Source organism: Mycetocola sp. CAN_C7 (genome assembly GCF_015752285.1).
Taxonomy (GTDB): Bacteria; Actinomycetota; Actinomycetes; order Actinomycetales; family Microbacteriaceae; genus Mycetocola_A.
In genome coordinates, this window is the sequence record NZ_JADOUY010000004.1 from 20,336 (window position 1) to 40,953 (window position 20,618).

A 20,618-nucleotide genomic window follows, 5' to 3' on the forward strand; every position below is an offset into this window, starting at 1 on the left:
GCTGTTCGCGCCGAGGGCTCGTTGGAAATGTGTGACATATTACTGATAGACTGACGGCAGGAAAGGGCGGATGTGACCAGTGACGTCGTGATCGTGGGGGCCGGAATCGTCGGCGCCGCCTGCGCGCGTCTCCTCGCCCGCTCCGGACTGCGGGTCCTCGTCCTCGACCAGGGTGCAGGGGCCGGTGGCACCAGCTCCCACGGCGAGGGAAACATCCTTGTTTCCGACAAAGGCCCGGGCGCGGAACTCGCACTGGCCCAACACGCCTCGTCGCTCTGGCCCGGAACAGCCGACGAGCTGTCGAACGAACTGGGCGCGAATTTTCCCTCCATCGAATTCGACCGCAAGGGCGGGCTCGTCGTTGCGACCACCGACACCGGCGCCGCACCGCTCATCGCTTTCGCCGAGACCCAGCGGGAGGTCGGTGTCGACGCACGAATGCTCGACATCGCCGAGGCGCGTGAGCTGGAGCCGTCGATCAGCGACACCATCACCGCAGCGATCTTCTACCCGGAGGACGCGCAGGTTCAGCCCGTCATCGCGACAGAGGCCCTGCTCGCCTCGGCTCGACTGGCCGGCGCCGACGTGCGCACCGGAATCCGCGTCACCGGTGCCGTCCGGAACGGGGCAGGCGACATCGTCGGGGTGCGTACGGACGCCGGCGACATTTCCGCCGCCGCTGTTCTCGTCGCCGCCGGGCCGTGGTCGGGTGAGGTGTCGCGTTCTCTGGGTGCCGCAGTGCCGATCCTTCCCCGCCGCGGGATGGTCCTCGTCACCACACGGATGACCCACCGGATCTTCCACAAGGTCTACGACGGCGACTACGTCGGTGCCGTGTCGTCGAGCGACGCCGACCTGCAGACGTCGAGCGTCGTCGAGTCGACGGCATCAGGAACCGTCCTCATCGGGTCGAGTCGGCAGCAGGTGGGTTTCGACGATCGGCTCCAGGTAAGGGTCCTGCAGGAACTCGCGGCGAAAGCCCTGCGTCTGTTCCCCTTCCTTGCCGAGGCCAGCCTGATGCGCAGCTACGGCGGATTCCGCCCGTACATGCCCGACCACCTCCCGGTGATCGGACGCGACCACCGCGTCGAAGGGCTGTGGCACGCATCCGGGCATGAAGGAGCGGGCATCGGCCTCTCGCTCGCAACCGCGGAGATCATCGCCGCCCAGATGACCGGCACGAAACCCGCTCTTGACGCTGCTCCGTTCCGTCTGGACCGGCCGACGCTCGCGCGGTATCTCGCCGAGGACGTGCCGGCATGAGCCCCGGCCTGTTTCCGCGCTCGGAAGACGGCATCCGTCCGGCAGCGAGCGACGCCCTCAGCATCTCCGTCGACGGGAAGACCGTGGACGGGCTCGCCGGCCAGACCATCGCCGGCGTGCTACTCGGCTCCGGGCGGCTCGCCTGGCGGAAGACGTCCTCCGACGGGTCGCCACGCGGGGTTTTCTGCGGGATCGGTGTCTGCTTCGACTGCATCGTCGAGGTCAACGGCATCCGTGATGTTCGGGCCTGCCAGCGTCGCGCCCGCGACGGTGACCAGGTCATCAGCCAGCACGATCCGCTGCCGGAGGTGACCGAGTGACATCCGTCGTGATCATCGGGGCCGGACCTGCCGGTCTGGCCGCAGCCCGCGCGGCTCGCGCCCGCCAGGCAGCCGTCACGCTCCTCGATTCTTCGGACGAGGTCGGGGGACAGTACTGGCGGCACCTGCCTGCCGAGCGCCCCGCCGAGCGGGAGTCGCTGCTGCACCACGGCTGGAGCACGTTCCTGGAGCTGCGGGAGGCCCTCGAGGCCGACCCGGGCTGTGACATCGTCACCAGCGCGCAGGTCTGGGCCATCGAAAGAGATGCGAACGACTCCCCGGTCGTGCACGTTCTCGTCGGGGAGCCCGACGGCACAGACCGTAGCCAACTGATCCTCACCCCGGACGCGCTGGTGCTCGCCACCGGTGCACACGACAGGACCCTGCCGTTCCCGGGCTGGCAACTGCCCGGCGTCTTCTCCGCCGGCGCGGCGCAGGCCCTCGCAAAGGGGGAACGGGTCGCAGTCGGACGGCGGGTCGTCGTCGCAGGGGCCGGCCCCTTCCTGCTTCCCGTCGCCGCAGCACTCGCGCAGACCGGTGCACGCGTCGTCGGCGTCTTCGAGGCCAGCAGGGTTCGCGGCCTGATGGCGGGCTGGCTTCCTCAGCCACACAAACTCATGGGAGTCGCCGGGAAGACCGGCGAGCTGGCCGGATATCTGCTCTCGCACCTGCACCACCGCATCCCGTACCGTACCGGCCACGCGGTCGTCGCCGCGCACGGCACCGACCGCGTGGAGTCCGTCACGGTCGCCCGGGTGAATGCCGACTGGTCGCCCATCCCGGGAACCGAACGGCGGATCCGCGCCGACGCCGTCTGTGTGAGCCACGGGTTCACGCCGCGCCTCGAACTGGCGATCGCCGCCGGCTGCAACATCTCGGCCGACCGGTTCGTCACCGTGGATGCAGCGCAGCGGTCGACCGTACCCACGGTGTTCGCTGCGGGGGAAATCACCGGCATCGGCGGGGTCGACGCAGCGCTCGCCGAGGGGACGCTCGCCGGGCATTGCGCGGCAGGCGGGTCACCGACCGACCCGACCGTCGCCCGACACGAAAAGAAGCGTGCGGTCTACGTCGACTTCGCCGCCCGTCTGGAGCGCGCCCACGGCATCCGCCGAGGCTGGACCGCCTGGCTGAAAAACGACACGACGATCTGCCGCTGCGAAGACGTCTCATACGAGACGATCCGCACGACGACCGAGGCCACGTGCGCCGTCGGGCTGCGTTCGGTCAAGCTCACCACCCGCGCCGGGCTCGGTATCTGCCAGGGGCGGATGTGCGGGCGAACCCTCGAAGATCTCGCCGGCCGTTCAGCACCCGGCGGGCTCATCGACCGGGTCTCCACCGACCGGCGGCCGATCGCCGCGCCGGTACGGCTCGGTGACCTGGCCAGGGCGCACGACGCCACAGCAGCCATCCCGACCGACTCCCTCTGAATTCCGCAACTCGACTCCTCGATTTTCCTCACTCTCCTCGACCTCCTCGAAAGGACCCCATGTCAGACAAGAAATTCGATCTCGGCGGTGTTGTCGTCGCGACCACGCTCGCCTTCAAGGAAGATGCGTCGGCCCCGGCAGGGCTCGCTGTCGACTACGACAAGTTCGCCGAGCACTGCAACTTTTTGATCGAGAACGGATGCCGCGGCGTCGGACCCAACGGTTCGCTGGGTGAATACTCCTCGCTGACGGATGAGGAGCGCCGAAAGGTGATCCAGGTCGCCGTCGAGACCGTTGGAGACCGCGGACTCGTCGTCGCCGGAGTGCACGGGGTCGGCTGGCACCAGGCGAAGCACTGGGCTGAGCTCGCCGCAGAGGACGGGGCCGACGGGGTCCTCCTTCTGCCGCCCACCATCTACCGCGCCAACGAATCCGAGGTTCTCGCGCACTACAGCGCCGTGAACGAGGTCGGGCTGCCGATCATGATGTACAACAACCCCATCGACACGAAGGTCGACCTCACCCCGAGCCTCATCGGCAAACTGGCCGAGCTCGAGAACGTCGTCGCCGTGAAAGAGTTCTCCACCGACATCCGCCGCGTCCTCGAAATCCAGGAGGCAGCGGACATCGACGTGATCGCCGGGGCAGACGACCTGCTCTTCGAGTCGCTCGTCGCCGGGGCGACCGGCTGGTTCGCCGGATACCCGAACGCGTTCCCACGTGAAGCCGTCGAGATCTACACGCTCGTCACCACCGGTCGGATCGCGGAAGCGCTCGAGCTGTACCGCAACCTCGTCGCCGTGTTCCGTTGGGATTCGAAGACGGAGTTCGTGCAGGCCATCAAGCTGTCGATCGATATCGCCGGGCAGAGCTACGGTGGGGTCACCCGCCCGCCGCGCGGCCCGCTGAGCGCCGAGCATGAGGCGGCTGTCCGTCGTGACACCCAGAAGGCGCTCGACTACATCGCGAGCCGCTGAGATCGACAACGCCGACGAAGGAGACCGATGAGAAGCACACGGATGTTCACCGCGGTCGATTCCCACACCGAGGGGATGCCGACACGCGTCATCACGGGCGGCGTCGGCGTGATTCCCGGCGCAACGATGAACGAGAAGCGACTGCATTTCATGGAGCAGCTCGATGACATCCGTCTGCTGCTCATGAACGAACCGAGAGGGCACGCCGCGATGAGCGGCGCCATCCTGCAACCGTCGACGCGGGACGACGCCGATTTCGGGGTCGTGTACATCGAAGTCTCCGGATGTCTGCCGATGTGCGGACACGGAACGATCGGCGTCGCGACGGTCCTGGTCGAGACCGGCATGGTCGAGGTCCAGGAGCCTGTGACGACGATCCGCCTCGACACCCCGGCCGGACTGGTGATCGCACGGGTTGCTGTCGTCGACGGTCATGCCGAATCGGTGACGATCGAGAACGTGCCGAGCTACGTGGTGAGACTCGACGACACGGTCGAGGTGCCCGGGATCGGGGTCGTCCCGTACAGCCTTGCGTTCGGCGGCAACTTCTACGCCATGGTCGATCTCGATTCCGTGGGTCTGCCATTCGAGCGCGAGCGGCAGACCGAGATCATCGAAGCGGGGCTCGCGATCATGGCGGCCATCAACAGCACGGCCCCACCGCGGCATCCGACGATCGACGGCGTCGACCACGTGCACCACGTCGAGTTCATCGCCCCCGGTTCGGATGCTGTCCTGTCGCGCCACGCGATGGCCATCTACCCGGGCTGGTTCGACCGGTCGCCGTGCGGAACCGGAACATCCGCCCGCATGGCAGAGCTCTGGGCACGCGGCGAGTTGCCGCTCGGCCAGGACTTCACCAATGAGTCGTTCATCGGAAGCCGGTTCGTCGGCCGGCTCATCGCCGAAACGGAGGTCGGCGGGATTCCCGCCGTCATCCCCACCATCACCGGCAGGGCCTGGGTGACCGGGATCGGGCAGTACCTGCTCGACCCGGCAGATCCGTTCCCCACCGGTTTCCAGTTCTAGGAGCAGCAGCATGACATCCATCAGCACCCTCGACGTCGTCGCATCGCGCGCGGCGGACTCCGCTGCCGCGTTCGCGCGCACGTCACCCCGCGACCGGGCCGATGCGCTCGTCGCGGTCGCAGACGCGTTGCTCGACCATGCAGACGAACTCATCGCCATCGGAGCGGACGAAACCGGTCTTGCCGTCGCGCGACTCACCGGCGAACTCACCCGCACGGCAGTCCAGTTGCGTCTCTTCGCCGAGACGATCGTCGACGGCGGGTACCTCGACGTGCGGATCGACGCCGCAGACGCGGGCTTCGTGCTCGGCGCGCGTCCCGACATCCGGCGGTATCTCATCCCGCTCGGCCCCGTCCTCAACTTCGCGGCGAGCAATTTTCCGTTCGCGTTCTCTGTTGCCGGTGGCGACACGGCGTCAGCGCTGGCTGCCGGATGCCCGGTGATCGTCAAAGCGCACCCGGGCCATCCGCGACTCTCGGCCAGGACGGCGGATGTCGTCGCGGAGGCTCTCGCAGGTGCGGGAATGCCCGACGGTGTCTTCCAGCTCGTCGAGGGTGAAGAAGCAGGGGTCGAACTTCTGGGGCATCCGCTCATCGCGGCTGGGTCGTTCACCGGCTCCCTGCGTGCGGGGCGGATCCTCGCCGACATCGCCACCGGCCGGGACGCGCCGATTCCGTTCTTCGGGGAGCTCGGGAGCGTCAACCCGGTGTTCGTCACTGTCGATGCGATCACCGAGCGAGGCGCTGACATTGCGTCAGGTTTCGCCACGAGCGTCGCGGGTTCCGCCGGTCAGCTCTGCACCAAACCCGGCTTCGTGTTCGTTCCGATCGGCCACGACCTCGATGCGCCCATCGCCGCCGCCGTGGCGGACGTCGCCGAGCATCGCTTGCTGAACCCGAGGATCACGGCGGGATACGTCGAACGGCGGGACGCGATCCTGAGTACAGCCGGAGTGCGGATCGTCGCAGAGGGCACCGTCCGAGTCGACGACGACGGACAGGGCTGGGTGACCCCGACCATCGTCTCGGTCGGACTGTCCGAGCTCGAAAAGGCGGGAGACACCCTGCTCGACGAGTCCTTCGGTCCGCTGTCGATTCTGGTCGAGTACGGAACCGGCACCGATCTCGCGGCGGCGGCCGAGTCGCTGTTCGACGGCAGCCTCACGGCGACCATCCACATCGGTGACGCTGAAGAGAGCAGTGCTGTCGCGAACCTCGTGGAGGCGACGACCCGCCTGGCTGGCCGGGTGCTCTTCGGAGGCTGGCCCACCGGCGTCGCTGTGACTCCGGCGATGCAGCACGGCGGCCCGTGGCCGGCAACGACGAACGACTCGGGCACCTCGGTCGGGTCGGCGGCGATCGCGCGCTTCCTTCGTCCCGTCGCGTACCAGGGCGCGCCGGACCGCTTGCTCCCTGAACCTCTGCGCAACTCCAACCCGTGGGACGTGCCCCAGCGAGTGGCGGCAGCAGGCGAATCTCCTACCTGGGGTGAGAACGCGCGCTGACCTCTCGGCAGCGCTGCCAGGGCGACCGGCGCGCGCTCCGACTTCCCACTTTCAGGCGCTCGGCTGACACGCTCGAGGAGCTTGCTCCACACTCAGGCCTTTGCTCCAAATTCAGGAGATCAGGCGCGACACGCCGTGCGGGAGCGCTCCCATCGCGGCGTGTCGCCAGAAACTCCTGAATTTGTAGAGGGGTGCGCGGAAGAGGGGTGTGCCGTCAGGGAGCGGCCGGCCGTCAGGGAGCGGGAAGCACGTCGGCGTCGGGGTGCTCGGACTCCTGCTGCTCGGACTCCTGCTGCACAGGCTCGAACGCCCAGTTCGGTGCCATCTGAGTCAGGCGGATGCCGCGCCACTGCCACATCGACCACATCGGCATCCACATCGGCAGGGCGGCTGCGCCACCGAAGTCGAGACGGTCACGATAGAGCGTCTTCGCGGGGTCGCCGGGAGCGGGTGCGACCGCCATCTGGTGCCTCCAGCCCTCGAGGAGACTCAGCGGCCCGGTGAGCGGACGGCCGGAGTCGACGAGGATCCGGACCCCCGGCATCCGTTTGACGTCGAAGTCGAGATCGATGCGCTGGCGGCCGACCGGCACGACTCCGGCTCCGCGCACGGTGACGTCCATCGAGCCCGGTTCCCAGAGCGTCGGCACGGGGCCGCCCGGGTCGAGTTCGAGCAGTGGTGCGTACAGTTCGCGGAGGACTGTCGGGGAACGAAGCGCCCGCCAGGCGTCGTCGGGCTCGCAGTCGAGGATCAGTTTGAGTTGCACGCGCATGCTCCCAGTCTGATCCTCTTCAGCGAGCGGCGCGTGCAACGGTGGAGATTCGCACCGATTTCACCGGGACGGACTCCGGTCGCGGTGTGCGGCCGATGCTGCGAAGTTCCGAACGCCACATGCGCTAGACAGGAGGCATGGCGATTCGATACTGGCTGGTGGTGTCGTCACGCGACCACGTGCGCAGCGCCGTCGACCTCGGGATCGTGCAGGTGAGCCACGGTGCTCGTGCCGGACTCGACCGGATGGGGGAGTCAGACGGGGTGGTCTGCTATTCGCCGCGAACCGAGCACCCGGACGGCGACGTGCTCCGCTCGTTCACCGCGGTCGGCCGGGTCGCGGACGCCCGGGTCTACCAGGCGGTGTCCCTCGACTGGCGACCGTGGCGCCGTCGCGTCGACTGGGATCCGACAGCCGAGTCCGCCCCGATTCGCCCGCTGCTCGGCGCACTCGAACTCACCAGGAACGCGCCGAACTGGGGTTATCAACTCCGCGCGGGGCTCCTCGAGATCTCGCGCCATGACTTCGAGATCGTCCGGCAGTCCATGCAGCGCCCCACCCCGGACGACCGGCGATACCCGGAAGAGCGACGCTGGCCGTAACAGAGCACCGACACCGGCTCCCGCCGCGATTAAGCTGTTCCAATGCCCGATCCCGAGAACACAGCGGATGCCGTCACCACGATTCCGCAGGCCCAAAGCAAGTACCAGGTCCGATTCGACACCGGCAGTGGTGCCCTTCACCGGATCGGAACCGTCGACGTCGTCGTGTGGGTGGATGCTCTCGCACTCGGTGATGCTGCACCGGCGATCGCCGAGAACACCGTCGAAGCGCGCTCCCAGGCCGGGGCGGTCCTCGTCGCGGACCTCACCGACCGGAGCGCCGCGGCTCGCTGGATTCTCGAGCACCAGGTCCGGCTCGGCCGTCGCATCTCGATCGCGGTGATCGCCGCCGGTGAGAACGGATTCGCCGCACCGGACATCCTCGCGGCCGGGTCGGTGATCGACGCGCTCATCACCCTCGGGATCGACTTCACCTCCCCGGAAGCAGCCGTCGCGTGCGGCGCGTTCGCGAATCTCCGCAACGCCGTCGGGCACCTCTTCACGGCATCCGTCGGCGGACAGGCTCTGATCGGCGCAGGCGAACGCGACCAGGTCGTCGCAGCCGCGCGGATCGACTCAGCGGACGACGCCCGCGTATTGCGCTCCTGACTCTGCGGGTTGTCAGCCACGCCACATAGGGTGCAGGCATGAAAGCCATTCACAACGACACCGTCCTGGCAGATGCCCCCACGACTGACCTCGTGAAGATCGAGGGCAACTGGTACTTCCCGCCGTCGAGCATCGCCAGTGACCTCTTCACCGAAAGCCCGACCGCGTACACCTGCGGGTGGAAAGGTGAAGCGCAGTACTGGACGGTCACCAGCGGCGGCGAATCTCAGAAGGATCTCGCCTGGAGCTACCCGGTGCCGTACCCGGCGTCGTTCGGCCGGGTGGGTCAGGACTATTCCGGCTATGTGGCATTCGACCGTTCGGTTTCGATCAGCGAGTAGCCGATCGAAAAGTAGCCGATCAGCGAGTAGCCGGCCGGAGAGTAGGTCAGAGCGCAGGGCCTCCTGCGACCGGTCCGCGTGCTGCCCTGGCCCGGTGGGCTCGCACCTTGTTGCGGTTGCCGCAGCGCTGCATCGAGCACCAGCGGCGCGTGCCAGCCCGGGCGGTGTCGAGGTAGATCAGCCCGCAATCGTCGGCATCGCAGCGACGGATGTGGCCGGGAGTTTCGCCGGAGAACAACGCGACGGCATCCCGGGCCAGGGTCGACAGCGCCTGAGAAGCACGGGCCGCCGTGCGCCCGGCCTGCAGCGAGCCGCCGGCGAGTCGAGGCGGCATGTCCGGGGTAGCGGCGTACAGGTTGAGCAGGTCGATGTCACCGGCGCTCGGCTCGTCCCTCGACTCGGCGGCGAGCGCCAGGCGTCCGATCGATCCGCGCAGTCGGAGGGCATCGGCCAGGTCGCGTTCGGTGGCCTCGCTGGCCGGAAGTCGCTCCGAGAGCCAGGCTGTGAGATCTGCCGGTGAGCGCAATGTCTCCCGGGGCCCGTCGTGGCCGCCACCCAGAGCAGCCAGCGGGCCGGTGTAGGCGAAGTCCAGGGCCAGCGAGCTCGGGTCGAACCACCAGCGGGTGCCTTCCGGCCAGGTGAACCATTGCCCGGTGGCGGGTTCCGTGGGCGGTTGGTGCATGCTTCCAATATATGCGGGCCACTCGGGGGACGAGCTCGGAGCAGGAAGAGAGTTCAGAGCAGCTTGCGGAGGGTGCGCAGGTTTCTGGTGGTCGTCAGGATGCCTGGAGTCCTTGCGGTGCGCTTCGAGAAGGCGCTGTCTGTCGACATCCCCTTACGAACCTCCCAGTAGAGCACGCCGTCGCCCGCCCGAACCCGTTCGATCTCAGGATCGAGGTCGCCGGCGAGGTCGACGAGAGTCGGGAGGTCGTCGGCTGTCTGCGCGAATATCACGTACGGCTGGCGGTCGTCGACTTCGTCGAACGGATAAGCGGCAACGATGGCGTCGACCGCGGCCTGGTCGGTGACGATCACCCTGGCCTGGTACCCGAACGCGTCAGAGAGGCCCTTCTCGATGGTTGCCGTCTGCTCGGAAGGGCCGCCTTGGCCGGCGAAAAGTACGTTACCGCTCGCGAGAACGGTGCGAACCTCGTCGAAACCCAGACCGCGGAACACCTCGGCGAGCTGGGCCGACTTCACGGTGATGCCTCCGACGTTCACACCGCGGAGGAGCGCGATGCGGAGGGAGCCGGTCATGACGCCTGTGCGGCCGCGCGCTGTCGCATGGCCGGGGTGATCACCCGATGCTGCCAGCTGATCGCGAACGTCGGGTCGAACCGGCGGGAGCAGACACCGCATGAGGTGTGATGCTTGGGCTGGCGGTATCGATACAGGGTGTGCCCGTTGGGGCAGGAACCGACCCACGGCGCCAGTTCGTCCGCCGTCTCGCCATGGTGCACGCGGGAACCCTCGTAGCCGAGGTCGGCGGCGATCCGCTTCCACGCCTGACCGTGGCCGGCGCGCGGACCCGCCAGTGCGTGGGCGACCTCGTGGAGCAGGATCTGATGGATCTCATCATCGTCGAAACGCGACGCGAGGTACCGCGAGACCGTGATGCGCTTCGTGGTGAAGTTGCAGAGCCCGGCCCGACGTTTGGCATTGTCGAACCCGAACGACCACACGGTCGGGTCCAGATGCAGCTTAATCAGCGAGTCGGCCCACAGCCGTACTCTCACCAGATCGGACATGCCATTACGGTAGCGCGCGCGGCTGACATTCGCTCTCCCGGCTCATCGGCCGACGAATGACTCCGTGACAGCGACCGCGATGAGGGCCGATTCGAGCTGATCGTCTGACGCGCCCAGGTCGGTCCGAAGCCTGACGGCGGCGGTGAAGTCGGCGAGGGCCAGCGGGTAATCCTGCTGGTCGAAGTACACCTTGCCGCGGTGCTGGAGGGCCAACGCCTCGAGCAGAGTCCAGTCGTGGGTGTGTGCCTCGTTGATGAGAGACGACAGCTCGTGCAACGCTTCGTCGTACGCCCCGCGGAACTGCAGCACCTGGGCGCGAAGCATCCGTGGCTGCATCAGACCCTTGCGGTCGCCGGTGAACCGGGCAAGCCGCACACACTGGTTGGCGACTTCGAGGGCCTCGTCGAGCTGCCCGGCGACCTTGAGCAGCCAGGCCTTCTCGCAGAGGGCGCTGAGACTGCGCATGTCGCCGAGCTCACTCAGTCGGTCCCCAACAGCTTTGAGGTCGACCTTCTCACGCAGGGTTGAGGCGTCGTAGCCAAGGATGATGCTCAGGGTGTACTCCAACGGTGTCCGAAGTCCGGGAGGTGTTCGACCCGGGTTCTCTCTGACTTTAACCCGCGCATCCCCGTGCAGGGGTCACCGTCGTGCGCCTGTCGCCAGACGCACTCACAATCTCCGTACCCGGTGGTGTCAGCCTTCGACGAGAGGCGCGAGGGTCAGTTCGATCAGCCGGTCATCGCCCTCACCGGGGCTGCCCCTGCCGTCGGTGTTGTTCGTGATCAGCCACAGGGTGCCGTCCGGCCCCGGCGCAACATCGCGGATCCGGCCGAACTCGCCCTCGAAGTAGGCGGATGCCGTGACGGCACCCTCGAGTCCCTGACTGCCCTCAGGAACGTGGATGCCGTCGAGCATCCCCCAGAGTCGCTCGCCGCGGAGTGCCGCCATGAAGAGTGTGTTGTCGACGACGGTCAGTCCGCTCGGGCTGGCTTCGTCCGTCGACCACTGGTACTCCGGGTCGACGAAGTCGCTGTTGCCGGCCTGGCCTTCGACGACCGGCCAACCGTAGTTCTGCCCTGGCTCGATGAGGTTGAGCTCGTCCCAGGTGTTCTGGCCGAATTCGCTCGCCCAGAGCCGGCCGTCGGCATCCCACGCCAGCCCCTGCGGGTTGCGGTGACCGAGAGAGAAGACGGGTGAGCCCTCGAACGGGTTGTCCTGAGGCACGTCGCCGGTCGGGGTCAGCCGAAGGATCTTGCCACTGAGGGAATCGGGGTCCTGCGCCGCGTCGGCGTTTCCGGCGTCGCCGACCGTGGCATACAGCATCCCGTCCGGGCCGAAGGCGATCCGCCCGCCGTTGTGGTTGCCCGCCTTCGCCAGCCCATCGAGAACGACCTCCTGGTCGCCGAGGCCGAGGCTGCCGGGGGAGCCGGTCAGCGGCATCCGGACGATGCGGTTGTCGTCGTCGGTGGTGAGGTAGGCGTAGATCCAGTGCTGTTCGTCCTGCGTCCGGGCGGCGAGTCCGAGGAGCCCGCCCTCGCCTCCTGCGCTGACCCCGGAGACGATCCCGGCTTCGCGGAGGTCGCCCGACGGGGTGAGTTCCATGATCTGCCCCGTGTCACGGTAGCTGAGCAGGGTGCTGTCGCCGAGCCGCAGGATCGACCAGGGTGCGTCCAATCCGGTGGCCAGGACGGTCGACTCCCCGGTCGGGTAGACGGGAGGGGCGCCTGTCGGGGCGGGGGCCGGCGTCTCGGGCGCCGGCGGGCGCTGAGGAAGGGGCTCGGATGCCGTGCACCCGGCCAGGAGGAGGGCGGCGGTGGTGATGGCGACGAGCGGGAGCCGGCGCATCTCAGCGCCCCCCGCGGACCTGGAAGATGCTCTGCGCTGGCGGCGGCGACGGCACCGCTGTCGTGTCGGTGACGACCTGTGCTCCCGAGATGAACTGGCGCAGTTCCTCACCGGCTACAGCCTTCGCTGGATGCGGGCCGCCGGCCAAGAGGCGGGGGATGAAGTCCATCGGCAGTTCGGTGTTCGACCCGACGACGACCACATTGCCGAAGCGGCGTCCTTTGAGGATCTGGGTCTCGGCGAGCAGCGCCACATGGCCGACGGCCTCGCTGATCGTCGCGGCCTGGCCGCGTGCATAGCCGAGCCCCGGGCCGTCTGCCACGTTCACGACGAGGATGCCGTCGGGTTTGAGCAGAGCGGCCACCTCGCGGTAGAACTCGATGCTCGTGACGTGGGCGGGAGTGCGCGCGCCCGAGAAGATGTCGACGACCACGAGGTCCACGCTTCCGGTGAGACCGCCGGGCAGGCGCCCGAGAACCTCGCGTGCATCGCCGTAGCGCACACGGATCGCCGCGCGTTTCGACCAGGGGAGGTGTTCGCGCACGAAGTCGACGAGATCCTGCTCGAGCTCGACGACCTGCTGCCTGCTGCCCGGCCTCGTCGCGTCGACGTAGCGAGGGAGGGTGAGCGCACCGGCTCCGAGGTGCACAGCGGTGATGGGTTCGCCCGGCGCCCTCACCTCGTCGATCACGTGGCCGATGCGCTGGATGTATTCGAAGAACAGGCTCGTCGGGTCATCGAGGTTCACGTGGGACTGCGGTGTTCCGTCGACCACGAGCTGGAAGCTGCCTGGAACGAACCGGTCTGCTTCGATCACGGCGGTGTGACCGCTCGACGCCAGTCGGATGCTGGGGTTGTCGGTGTCTCTCTGCGCCATGCGTCGAGCCTACCTGCGCCACCGTCGGAGAATCGTGGGATCTGCGGAGTGAACGGGTCGAACGGGCCTGATCGTGCGCGAATTCGCGAGGTTCGGAACACCGCTGCGCTGCACACCGCTCGCGGCTAACCTGAGAGCATGCGGGTCGACCTGAACTGCGATCTCGGCGAGACGGTGGATGGCGTCCCGACCGCAGACGATGCTGCCCTGTTTCCGCTGATCACGAGCGCGAACATCGCCTGCGGATTCCACGCGGGTGATGGCGACACGATGCTGTCGTCGTGCCTGCTCGCCGTCGAGCACGGGGTGAGCGTCGGAGCCCACGTCTCCTACCGGGACCGGGCGCACTTCGGCCGGGCGGACCTCGAGATCCTTCCTGCCGTGCTCATCGACGAGACCATCGAACAACTCGAGGCGCTCGCCACCGCAGCGGAGAAGGCGGGAACTCGCATCCGTTATGTGAAGCCGCACGGTGCTCTCTACAACCGCATCGTCCACGACGAACGGCGAGCGGATGCCGTTGCCGCGGCGATCGCGCAGTTCGCGCCCGGGCTCGCGCTGATGGGGCTCTCCGGCTCTCGGGTCGCTGCTGCGGCGGCAGCACACGGGCTCCCGTTCCTGCGGGAGGCCTTCGTCGACCGTGCCTACCAGCGCAACGGATCGCTGGCACCGCGAAAGTGGCCCGGCGCGGTGCTGCACGGCGAGAGCGAGATTGCCGAACGCGCGGTGGCCATGGTCACCGAGGGGACCGTGCGCGCGCTCGACGGATCCGTTCTGCGGGTCGAGGTCGACTCCCTCTGCGTGCACGGCGACACCACCGATGCCGTCGCGATGGCTCGCGCGGTGCGGCGGGCGCTCGCCGCGGCCGGCGTCGAGGTGAGGGCTGCAGTATGAGCGGTGTCCATCCGGTCGGCGATCGTGCCGTTCTTCTCGACTGCGACGACCTCGACGCGGTCATCGCCATGCACGCCGGGCTGCTGGCCAGCCGGCCACACGGTGTGATCGACATCGTCCCTGCCGCTCGCACCGTGCTCGTGAGTTTCGATCCCGCCGTGCTGGCATCGGAGCAGGTGACCGCCTGGCTCCGCACGACCATGCCGATCGTGCCCGCATTCCGGGTCGGTGAGGAGCCGGTGACCATCGACGTTCACTACACGGGGGAGGACCTCCTGGAGGTCGCGGCGCTGCTCCGGCTCAGCGAGCGGGAGGTCGTCGACCTGCACACGGCATCCGTCTGGCGCGTGGCCTTCGTCGGATTCGCGCCGGGATTCGGCTATCTCGTGACCGACCACGAGCGGTTGACCGTGCCGCGGCGCACCAGTCCGCGCACCACGGTTCCCGCGGGCTCCGTGGCGCTCGCCGGGAAGTTCAGCGGCGTCTACCCGCGCCCGTCTCCCGGTGGCTGGCAGCTGATCGGCAGCACCGATGCCGTGATGTGGGACGAGACGGCGACTGAGCCTGCGCTCCTCGTGCCCGGTCGCGTCGTGCGGTTCCGGGAGGCGTCATGAGTGGCTTCACCGTGATCTCTTCGGGACCGCTCACCACTGTGCAGGACCTCGGCCGGCCCGGATTCGCGGCGATCGGCGTGAGCGGTTCCGGTGCGCTCGATCGGAGGGCGCTGAGGCTGGGCAACCGGCTCGTCGGCAATGCGGAGGATGCTGCCGGGCTCGAAATCACGGTCGGTGGATTTTCTGCGCTGTTCGACACTGATGTCTGGATCGCGGTCACAGGCGCGTGGGGCGCTGTGAGCGTGGCGGGGCATCCGATCGATCCGAATCACCCGGTCGAGGTGACGGCCGGAAGCCTGCTCGAGATCGGTCAGGCGAGCGCGGGAGTGCGCTACTACCTCGCGGTGCGCGGCGGGATCGACGCGACCGTCGTTCTCGGGTCGCGGTCCCGCGATGTGCTCGCGGGGATCGGCCCTGCGCCCGTCGCCGACGGCGACCTGGTCGCTTTCGGGCGGCAGCAGGCGGCGCCCGTGCCAGGGCTCGACTTCGCCCCGTGGGGTCCGCCGTCCCTCGGAACGGTGGATGTTCCGTTGCACGTGGGCCCGCGCGAGAGCTGGTTCCCTCCGGCCGCCCGTGAGGCTCTGTTCTCGACGACCTGGACCCTCAGCGCCGCGTCGAACCGGGTCGGGGCGCGGCTCGATGGTCCGCCGATCGAGAGGCTCGACCTCGGCGAGCTGCCGAGTGAGGGAATGGTCGCGGGTGCCATCCAGGTGGCGCCGTCCGGGCAGCCGACCGTGCTGCTCGCCGACCACCCGGTGACCGGTGGGTATCCGGTGATCGCGGTCGTGGCATCCGCTGCGCTCGACGTGTTCGCGCAGGTGCGTCCTGGCCAGGGGCTGCGGTTCAAGCACGCTCGCTGATCGCTTCTTCATCGCGAGTTGCTGGGTTTGAGGGGTCCCGCCGCACCTCCACCACCTCAAACCCAGCAACTCGCGGGCCTAGAGGCCACGAGCACGGATGTGCGCGTTGATGCGGGCGATCAGATTGCGGGGGTCCTTCAGATCCGCCTGCGTCACCCGGATCACTCTCCACCCCGCGTCCTCGAGGTTTCGGACTCGTTCGATGTCGCGCTGCCACTGATCGGGATCCAGAAGATGCTGCAGGCCCTCGTATTCGAGGATCAGGCCGTACTGGCGATAGAGCAGGTCGGCACGTGCGATGAAACGCCCGGACGCGTCGAAGACGTCGACATTGACCTCAGGTTCAGGCAGCCCTGCGAAGACGAGCTCAATTCGAAGGATCGATTCCTTCGGTGACTCTGCACGGTCGTTGAGAAGGGGCAGGGCCAGGCGCAAATTCTTGACGCCCCGCTGTCCCTTCTGGGCTGCGACGGCATCGGCGAGGCGACCGATCGATGTCAGAGGATCGTCGCGCCGGATGAGGTAGTCGCCCGCAGCCACGAGATCAGGAAGGCGGAGCTCCCGAGCGAGGTCGCACCAGGTTCGCTCCGGTGACGTCATCCACCCGGCGTCACCGGCGATGACCTGCCGCGGGTCGATGGTGTAGCTGTGTCCAATGGCGCCGATGACCTGTACGGCGCGGCAATCGTCAGGCAACCCGATGTGGAGCCGGCGATCAGATGACACGCGGTAGGGGAGCGGAATCCCCTGGAGAAGCGCGGCGGTCGGCCCGCAATAGAAGGCGCCGCCAGGCATCCGCAGCCTGTAAGCGGTGCACAGGGCGAGATTCTCTTCGCGGTGCCGGGAGAAGACGATCATCCAGTCGGTGAGCGATTGCGGGGGAGCGAGGGGCGAACGGGTGGGCATGCGGATGCCGGCGAAGGGCTTCATGAGATCGGCGGCGCCGAGGCGGCCGCGCGTTACCCCAAGCGAAAGCGCATCGGCCACGGTGAAAGGGCCGCGACCGAGAGCGGTCGGAAGTGGTTTGCGTGCAGTCATGCCGACAGCGTCGCCGATCGCAGTGGTCCGAACCTCCGCTGAGCAATTTCTGTGAATCAACGGTTGGCCGACGATCGCTGTGCAGGGGACAGAAAAGGCCGCGAGTTGCCGGGTTTGCAGGGTCCTGACGGCCTCGGACCCCTGCAAAGTCAGCAACTCGCGGGGTGTTATACCGCAGCGACGGATGCTCGTCAAGGATCGTGCTGGACACGGCGCGTCAGAAGGCCTATAGTTGATCTTTGCGCTCCCAGACGTTCCCCATGCCTTCATATTGCGGTCGGCCAGTGTTTCTTTCTCAAGAAAGACGCACCATTTTTGATGGCGTTTGACGAGTTCTCCATTACTACCAGTAACTAGAGCCTGTACGAGGGCCCACGGAGGTTATTTCCTTGGCTGCTGCGCGCAACGCATCCACCAACTCACCCCAGAACGGCCGCGACGCTTCGCGTCTGTCGTTCGCGAAGATCACCGACACCCTGACGGTTCCGGATCTGCTTGCTTTGCAGACCGAGAGCTTTGACTGGCTCGTGGGCAACGACGTGTGGAAATCACGCGTCGCAGAAGCCACGAAGGCCGGCCGCCAGGACCTGCCGACTCACTCCGGCCTCGACGAGATCTTCGAGGAGATCTCGCCCATCGAGGACCTCGGCGAGACGATGCAGCTGAGCTTCACCAGCCCCTTCCTGGAGCCGGAGAAGTATTCGATCGACGAGTGCAAGGAGCGTGGCAAGACCTACGCCGCTCCGCTCTACGTCGAGGCCGAGTTCATGAACCACCTCACCGGTGAGATCAAGACTCAGACCGTGTTCATGGGCGACTTCCCGCTCATGACCGAAAAGGGCACGTTCATCATCAACGGCACCGAGCGTGTCGTCGTGTCCCAGCTCGTCCGCAGCCCCGGTGTCTACTTCGACCGCAACCAGGAGAAGACGTCTGACAAGGACATCTTCTCCGCTCGCATCATCCCGAGCCGCGGAGCCTGGCTCGAGTTCGAGATCGACAAGCGTGACCAGGTCGGCGTTCGCATCGACCGCAAGCGCAAGCAGTCGGTCACCGTGTTCCTCAAGGCCCTCGGCCTGACGAGCGAAGACATCCTCGAGAAGTTCAAGGGCTTCGAGTCGATCGAGCTCACCCTCGAGAAGGACACGATCCTCACCAAGGAAGATGCGCTCCGCGACATCTACCGCAAGCTCCGTCCAGGAGAGCAGGTCGCCGCTGAGGCCGCCCGTGCCCTCCTCGACAACTTCTACTTCAACGGCAAGCGCTACGACCTGGCCAAGGTCGGTCGTTACAAGATCAACAAGAAGCTCGGCCTCGACGCCCCGCTGAGCGACTCGGTCCTGACCGTCGACGACATCGTCGAGACGATCAAGTACCTCGTTCGCCTGCACTCGGGTGAGACCAGCTTCACCGGTCTGCGCGACGGCAAGAAGGCCGACATCCGCCTCGACATCGACGACATCGACAACTTCGGTAACCGTCGTATCCGCGCCGTCGGCGAGCTCATCCAGAACCAGGTCCGCACCGGTCTCTCCCGCATGGAGCGTGTCGTCCGCGAGCGCATGACCACGCAGGACATCGAAGCGATCACCCCGCAGACCCTGATCAACGTGCGCCCCGTCGTCGCCGCGATCAAGGAGTTCTTCGGAACATCGCAGCTGTCACAGTTCATGGACCAGAACAACCCGCTCGCCGGCCTCACCCACAAGCGCCGCCTGTCGGCTCTTGGCCCCGGTGGTCTGTCACGTGAGCGTGCAGGCGTCGAGGTGCGAGACGTTCACCCGTCCCACTACGGCCGCATGTGCCCGATCGAAACTCCTGAAGGCCCGAACATCGGTCTGATCGGTTCGCTCGCATCGTTCGCCCGCATCAACGCATTCGGTTTCATCGAGACCCCGTACCGTCGCGTCGTCGACGGACTGGTCACGAAGGACATCGACTACCTCACGGCAATGGAAGAGGACGACTTCATCGTCGCCCAGGCCAACGCGCCGCTGAAGGCAGACGGCCGCTTCACCGAAGACCGCGTCCTCGCTCGCCGTAAGGGTGGAGAGGTCGACCTCTTCCCCGCAGGTGAGATCGGCTACATGGATGTCTCGCCGCGCCAGATGGTGTCGGTCGCGACGAGCCTCATTCCGTTCCTCGAGCACGACGACGCGAACCGCGCACTCATGGGTGCCAACATGCAGCGTCAGGCAGTTCCGCTGCTCCGTTCGGAGTCGCCGATCGTCGGAACCGGTATGGAGGGCTACGCAGCCATCGACGCCGGCGACGTGATCACGGCCGAGAAGTCCGGTGTCGTCATGGAGGTGTCGGCCGAGGTCGTCACCGTCCAGCTCGACGAAGGCGGAACGCAGGAGTACTACCTCCGCAAGTTCGACCGCTCCAACCAGGGCACGAGCTTCAACAACCGCGTGATCGTCTCCGCCGGTGACCGCATCGAGGCCGGCGAGGTCATCGCTGACGGCCCCGCGACGGAGAATGGCGAGCTCGCCCTCGGAAAGAACCTGCTCGTGGCATTCATGTCATGGGAAGGCCACAACTTCGAGGACGCAATCATCCTGAGCCAGAACCTGGTGAAGGACGACACTCTCTCCTCGATTCACATCGAAGAGTATGAAGTCGACTCGCGCGACACCAAGCTGGGCAAGGAAGAGATCACCCGTGACCTTCCGAACGTCAGCCCGGAGCTCCTGAAGGACCTCGACGAGCGCGGAATCATCCGCATCGGCGCCGAAGTCCGTCCAGGTGACATCCTCGTCGGAAAGGTCACGCCGAAGGGCGAGACCGAGCTCTCCGCCGAAGAGCGTCTGCTCCGTGCGATCTTCAACGAGAAGAGCCGCGAAGTTCGCGACACCTCGCTGAAGGTGCCCCACGGCGAGCGTGGAACGATCATCGCCGTCAAGGAGTTCAACGCCGAAGACGGTGACGACGAGCTCGGCTCGGGCGTCAACCGCCGCGTCGTCGTCTACATCGCCCAGAAGCGCAAGATCACCGAGGGTGACAAGCTCTCGGGACGTCACGGCAACAAGGGCGTCATCTCGAAGATCCTGCCTGTCGAAGACATGCCGTTCCTCGAAGACGGAACCCCTGTCGACATCATCCTCAACCCGCTCGGTATCCCGGGTCGAATGAACTTCGGCCAGGTCCTCGAACTCCACCTCGGCTGGATCGCTCAGCAGGGTTGGAAGGTCGAAGGCAAGCCGACCTGGGCGAAGAACCTGCCGGCAGAAGCGCACGAAGCTGCCCCGGGTACCAAAGTTGCGACGCCGGTGTTCGACGGCGCATCCGAGGAAGAGATCGCCGGTCTTCTCGACTCGACCACCGTCACCCGTGACGGCGACCGTCTCATCGGCTCCAGCGGAAAGGCCAACCTGTTCGACGGCCGCTCCGGTGAGCCGTTCCCGATGCCGATCTCGGTCGGTTACATGTACATCCTCAAGCTGCACCACCTCGTCGACGACAAGATCCACGCTCGTTCGACAGGACCGTACTCGATGATCACCCAGCAGCCGCTGGGTGGTAAGGCACAGTTCGGTGGCCAGCGCTTCGGTGAGATGGAAGTGTGGGCCCTCGAGGCTTACGGCGCGGCATACGCGCTCCAGGAACTCCTCACCATCAAGAGCGACGACATCCTCGGCCGCGTGAAGGTGTACGAGGCCATCGTCAAGGGTGAGAACATCCAGGAGCCCGGTATCCCCGAGTCCTTCAAGGTTCTGATCAAGGAAATGCAGTCGCTCTGCCTGAACGTGGAAGTGCTGTCTGCCGACGGCACCGCGGTCAGCCTGAAAGACACCGACGACGACGCCTTCCGCGCTGCGGAAGAACTCGGAATCAACATTTCCTCCAGGTTCGAGTCCTCGTCAATCGACGAGATCTAAGCCTGGCCAAC

Annotated in this window: 21 protein-coding genes; 13 read left to right on the plus strand and 8 right to left on the minus strand. The window is 66.8% G+C overall.

Annotated features, from left to right (window positions below):
- Positions 1 to 72: 72 nt before the first annotated feature.
- Genes IWX78_RS09460 through IWX78_RS09485 form a run of 6 tightly spaced genes read left to right on the plus strand, consistent with a single transcriptional unit; the run spans position 73 to position 6,526 of the window.
- Positions 73 to 1,263, plus strand: a complete 1,191-nt coding sequence (locus tag IWX78_RS09460; protein WP_196833298.1) for an NAD(P)/FAD-dependent oxidoreductase — start codon at positions 73 to 75, stop codon at positions 1,261 to 1,263.
- Positions 1,260 to 1,583 (plus strand): (2Fe-2S)-binding protein, encoded by a 324-nt coding sequence (locus IWX78_RS09465; RefSeq protein WP_196833299.1) that lies wholly within the window; start codon positions 1,260 to 1,262, stop codon positions 1,581 to 1,583. The genes IWX78_RS09460 and IWX78_RS09465 overlap by 4 nt, the downstream gene beginning before the upstream one ends.
- Complete coding sequence (locus tag IWX78_RS09470; protein WP_196833300.1) at positions 1,580 to 3,016, plus strand: FAD-dependent oxidoreductase; 1,437 nt, start codon at positions 1,580 to 1,582, stop codon at positions 3,014 to 3,016. Before IWX78_RS09465 ends, IWX78_RS09470 begins: the two co-directional genes overlap by 4 nt.
- A gap of 59 nt (positions 3,017 to 3,075) precedes the next feature.
- The gene (locus IWX78_RS09475) at positions 3,076 to 3,993 is read left to right on the plus strand and encodes a dihydrodipicolinate synthase family protein (protein ID WP_196833301.1); all 918 of its coding nucleotides are present in this window, start codon (positions 3,076 to 3,078) and stop codon (positions 3,991 to 3,993) included.
- Between the two features lie 27 nt (positions 3,994 to 4,020).
- The gene (locus tag IWX78_RS09480; protein ID WP_196833302.1) at positions 4,021 to 5,022 is read left to right on the plus strand and encodes a proline racemase family protein; all 1,002 of its coding nucleotides are present in this window, start codon (positions 4,021 to 4,023) and stop codon (positions 5,020 to 5,022) included.
- Between the two features lie 10 nt (positions 5,023 to 5,032).
- Positions 5,033 to 6,526, plus strand: a complete 1,494-nt coding sequence (locus IWX78_RS09485) for an aldehyde dehydrogenase (NADP(+)) (protein ID WP_196833303.1) — start codon at positions 5,033 to 5,035, stop codon at positions 6,524 to 6,526.
- Between the two features lie 232 nt (positions 6,527 to 6,758).
- On the opposite strand, the gene IWX78_RS09490 is transcribed toward IWX78_RS09485, so the two are convergent.
- Positions 6,759 to 7,298 (minus strand): hypothetical protein, encoded by a 540-nt coding sequence (locus IWX78_RS09490; protein ID WP_334684670.1) that lies wholly within the window; start codon positions 7,296 to 7,298, stop codon positions 6,759 to 6,761.
- A 137-nt stretch (positions 7,299 to 7,435) separates the two neighbouring features.
- Here IWX78_RS09490 and IWX78_RS09495 point away from each other — a divergent pair, with 137 nt between their 5' ends.
- The 3 genes from IWX78_RS09495 to IWX78_RS09505 are packed head-to-tail and all read left to right on the plus strand — an operon-like array spanning position 7,436 to position 8,850.
- Complete coding sequence (locus IWX78_RS09495; protein WP_334684671.1) at positions 7,436 to 7,900, plus strand: EVE domain-containing protein; 465 nt, start codon at positions 7,436 to 7,438, stop codon at positions 7,898 to 7,900.
- Between the two features lie 42 nt (positions 7,901 to 7,942).
- A complete protein-coding gene (locus tag IWX78_RS09500) occupies positions 7,943 to 8,509 on the plus strand; it encodes a 2-phosphosulfolactate phosphatase (protein ID WP_196833304.1) in 567 nt (188 codons plus the stop codon).
- Between the two features lie 38 nt (positions 8,510 to 8,547).
- Positions 8,548 to 8,850, plus strand: a complete 303-nt coding sequence (locus tag IWX78_RS09505; RefSeq protein ID WP_196833305.1) for a DUF427 domain-containing protein — start codon at positions 8,548 to 8,550, stop codon at positions 8,848 to 8,850.
- 46 nt (positions 8,851 to 8,896) lie between these two features.
- On the opposite strand, the gene IWX78_RS09510 is transcribed toward IWX78_RS09505, so the two are convergent.
- From IWX78_RS09510 to IWX78_RS09535, 6 genes are all read right to left on the minus strand, one after another.
- Positions 8,897 to 9,532, minus strand: a complete 636-nt coding sequence (locus tag IWX78_RS09510) for a CGNR zinc finger domain-containing protein (protein WP_196833306.1) — start codon at positions 9,530 to 9,532, stop codon at positions 8,897 to 8,899.
- A gap of 53 nt (positions 9,533 to 9,585) precedes the next feature.
- A complete protein-coding gene (locus IWX78_RS09515) occupies positions 9,586 to 10,107 on the minus strand; it encodes a DUF1697 domain-containing protein (protein ID WP_196833307.1) in 522 nt (173 codons plus the stop codon).
- On the minus strand, positions 10,104 to 10,598 hold the full coding sequence (locus IWX78_RS09520) for a SprT-like domain-containing protein (protein WP_196833308.1): 495 nt from the start codon (positions 10,596 to 10,598) through the stop codon (positions 10,104 to 10,106). The genes IWX78_RS09515 and IWX78_RS09520 overlap by 4 nt, the downstream gene beginning before the upstream one ends.
- Before the next feature lie 42 nt (positions 10,599 to 10,640).
- Positions 10,641 to 11,165 carry a hypothetical protein gene (locus IWX78_RS09525; RefSeq protein WP_334684672.1) on the minus strand — a complete coding sequence of 175 codons (525 nt, stop codon included), beginning with the start codon at positions 11,163 to 11,165 and terminating at the stop codon, positions 10,641 to 10,643.
- A gap of 126 nt (positions 11,166 to 11,291) precedes the next feature.
- Complete coding sequence (locus IWX78_RS09530) at positions 11,292 to 12,443, minus strand: PQQ-dependent sugar dehydrogenase (RefSeq protein ID WP_196833309.1); 1,152 nt, start codon at positions 12,441 to 12,443, stop codon at positions 11,292 to 11,294.
- 1 nt (position 12,444) lies between these two features.
- The gene (locus IWX78_RS09535) at positions 12,445 to 13,320 is read right to left on the minus strand and encodes a spermidine synthase (RefSeq protein WP_196833310.1); all 876 of its coding nucleotides are present in this window, start codon (positions 13,318 to 13,320) and stop codon (positions 12,445 to 12,447) included.
- A gap of 138 nt (positions 13,321 to 13,458) precedes the next feature.
- Between IWX78_RS09535 and IWX78_RS09540 the strand changes: the two genes are divergently transcribed.
- Genes IWX78_RS09540 through IWX78_RS09550 form a run of 3 tightly spaced genes read left to right on the plus strand, consistent with a single transcriptional unit; the run spans position 13,459 to position 15,688 of the window.
- Positions 13,459 to 14,214 carry a 5-oxoprolinase subunit PxpA gene (locus IWX78_RS09540; protein WP_196833311.1) on the plus strand — a complete coding sequence of 252 codons (756 nt, stop codon included), beginning with the start codon at positions 13,459 to 13,461 and terminating at the stop codon, positions 14,212 to 14,214.
- Positions 14,211 to 14,828 carry a 5-oxoprolinase subunit B family protein gene (locus IWX78_RS09545; RefSeq protein ID WP_196833312.1) on the plus strand — a complete coding sequence of 206 codons (618 nt, stop codon included), beginning with the start codon at positions 14,211 to 14,213 and terminating at the stop codon, positions 14,826 to 14,828. The genes IWX78_RS09540 and IWX78_RS09545 overlap by 4 nt, the downstream gene beginning before the upstream one ends.
- Complete coding sequence (locus IWX78_RS09550; protein ID WP_196833313.1) at positions 14,825 to 15,688, plus strand: biotin-dependent carboxyltransferase family protein; 864 nt, start codon at positions 14,825 to 14,827, stop codon at positions 15,686 to 15,688. The genes IWX78_RS09545 and IWX78_RS09550 overlap by 4 nt, the downstream gene beginning before the upstream one ends.
- A gap of 78 nt (positions 15,689 to 15,766) precedes the next feature.
- Here the strand turns inward: IWX78_RS09550 and IWX78_RS09555 are convergent, their stop codons facing one another.
- Entirely contained in the window at positions 15,767 to 16,726 is a 960-nt protein-coding gene (locus IWX78_RS09555) for an endonuclease domain-containing protein (RefSeq protein WP_196833314.1), read from the minus strand.
- A 389-nt stretch (positions 16,727 to 17,115) separates the two neighbouring features.
- Between IWX78_RS09555 and rpoB the strand changes: the two genes are divergently transcribed.
- Complete coding sequence (gene rpoB, locus IWX78_RS09560) at positions 17,116 to 20,607, plus strand: DNA-directed RNA polymerase subunit beta (RefSeq protein WP_196833315.1); 3,492 nt, start codon at positions 17,116 to 17,118, stop codon at positions 20,605 to 20,607.
- Positions 20,608 to 20,618 lie beyond the last annotated feature (11 nt).

What these genes read in the sequence shown, in the direction of transcription:
- IWX78_RS09515 (WP_196833307.1), bottom strand. Translation starts at nt 10,107, where the DNA reads ATGACCGGCTCCCTCCGCATCGCGCTCCTCCGCGGTGTGAACGTCGGA.
- IWX78_RS09465 (WP_196833299.1), top strand. Translation starts at nt 1,260, where the DNA reads ATGAGCCCCGGCCTGTTTCCGCGCTCGGAAGACGGCATCCGTCCGGCA.
- IWX78_RS09510 (WP_196833306.1), bottom strand. Translation starts at nt 9,532, where the DNA reads ATGCACCAACCGCCCACGGAACCCGCCACCGGGCAATGGTTCACCTGG.
- IWX78_RS09555 (WP_196833314.1), bottom strand. Translation starts at nt 16,726, where the DNA reads ATGACTGCACGCAAACCACTTCCGACCGCTCTCGGTCGCGGCCCTTTC.
- IWX78_RS09495 (WP_334684671.1), top strand. Translation starts at nt 7,436, where the DNA reads ATGGCGATTCGATACTGGCTGGTGGTGTCGTCACGCGACCACGTGCGC.
- IWX78_RS09520 (WP_196833308.1), bottom strand. Translation starts at nt 10,598, where the DNA reads ATGTCCGATCTGGTGAGAGTACGGCTGTGGGCCGACTCGCTGATTAAG.
- IWX78_RS09505 (WP_196833305.1), top strand. Translation starts at nt 8,548, where the DNA reads ATGAAAGCCATTCACAACGACACCGTCCTGGCAGATGCCCCCACGACT.
- IWX78_RS09480 (WP_196833302.1), top strand. Translation starts at nt 4,021, where the DNA reads ATGAGAAGCACACGGATGTTCACCGCGGTCGATTCCCACACCGAGGGG.
- IWX78_RS09535 (WP_196833310.1), bottom strand. Translation starts at nt 13,320, where the DNA reads ATGGCGCAGAGAGACACCGACAACCCCAGCATCCGACTGGCGTCGAGC.
- IWX78_RS09530 (WP_196833309.1), bottom strand. Translation starts at nt 12,443, where the DNA reads ATGCGCCGGCTCCCGCTCGTCGCCATCACCACCGCCGCCCTCCTCCTG.
- IWX78_RS09475 (WP_196833301.1), top strand. Translation starts at nt 3,076, where the DNA reads ATGTCAGACAAGAAATTCGATCTCGGCGGTGTTGTCGTCGCGACCACG.
- IWX78_RS09545 (WP_196833312.1), top strand. Translation starts at nt 14,211, where the DNA reads ATGAGCGGTGTCCATCCGGTCGGCGATCGTGCCGTTCTTCTCGACTGC.
- IWX78_RS09490 (WP_334684670.1), bottom strand. Translation starts at nt 7,298, where the DNA reads ATGCGCGTGCAACTCAAACTGATCCTCGACTGCGAGCCCGACGACGCC.
- IWX78_RS09500 (WP_196833304.1), top strand. Translation starts at nt 7,943, where the DNA reads ATGCCCGATCCCGAGAACACAGCGGATGCCGTCACCACGATTCCGCAG.
- IWX78_RS09550 (WP_196833313.1), top strand. Translation starts at nt 14,825, where the DNA reads ATGAGTGGCTTCACCGTGATCTCTTCGGGACCGCTCACCACTGTGCAG.
- IWX78_RS09540 (WP_196833311.1), top strand. Translation starts at nt 13,459, where the DNA reads ATGCGGGTCGACCTGAACTGCGATCTCGGCGAGACGGTGGATGGCGTC.
- IWX78_RS09485 (WP_196833303.1), top strand. Translation starts at nt 5,033, where the DNA reads ATGACATCCATCAGCACCCTCGACGTCGTCGCATCGCGCGCGGCGGAC.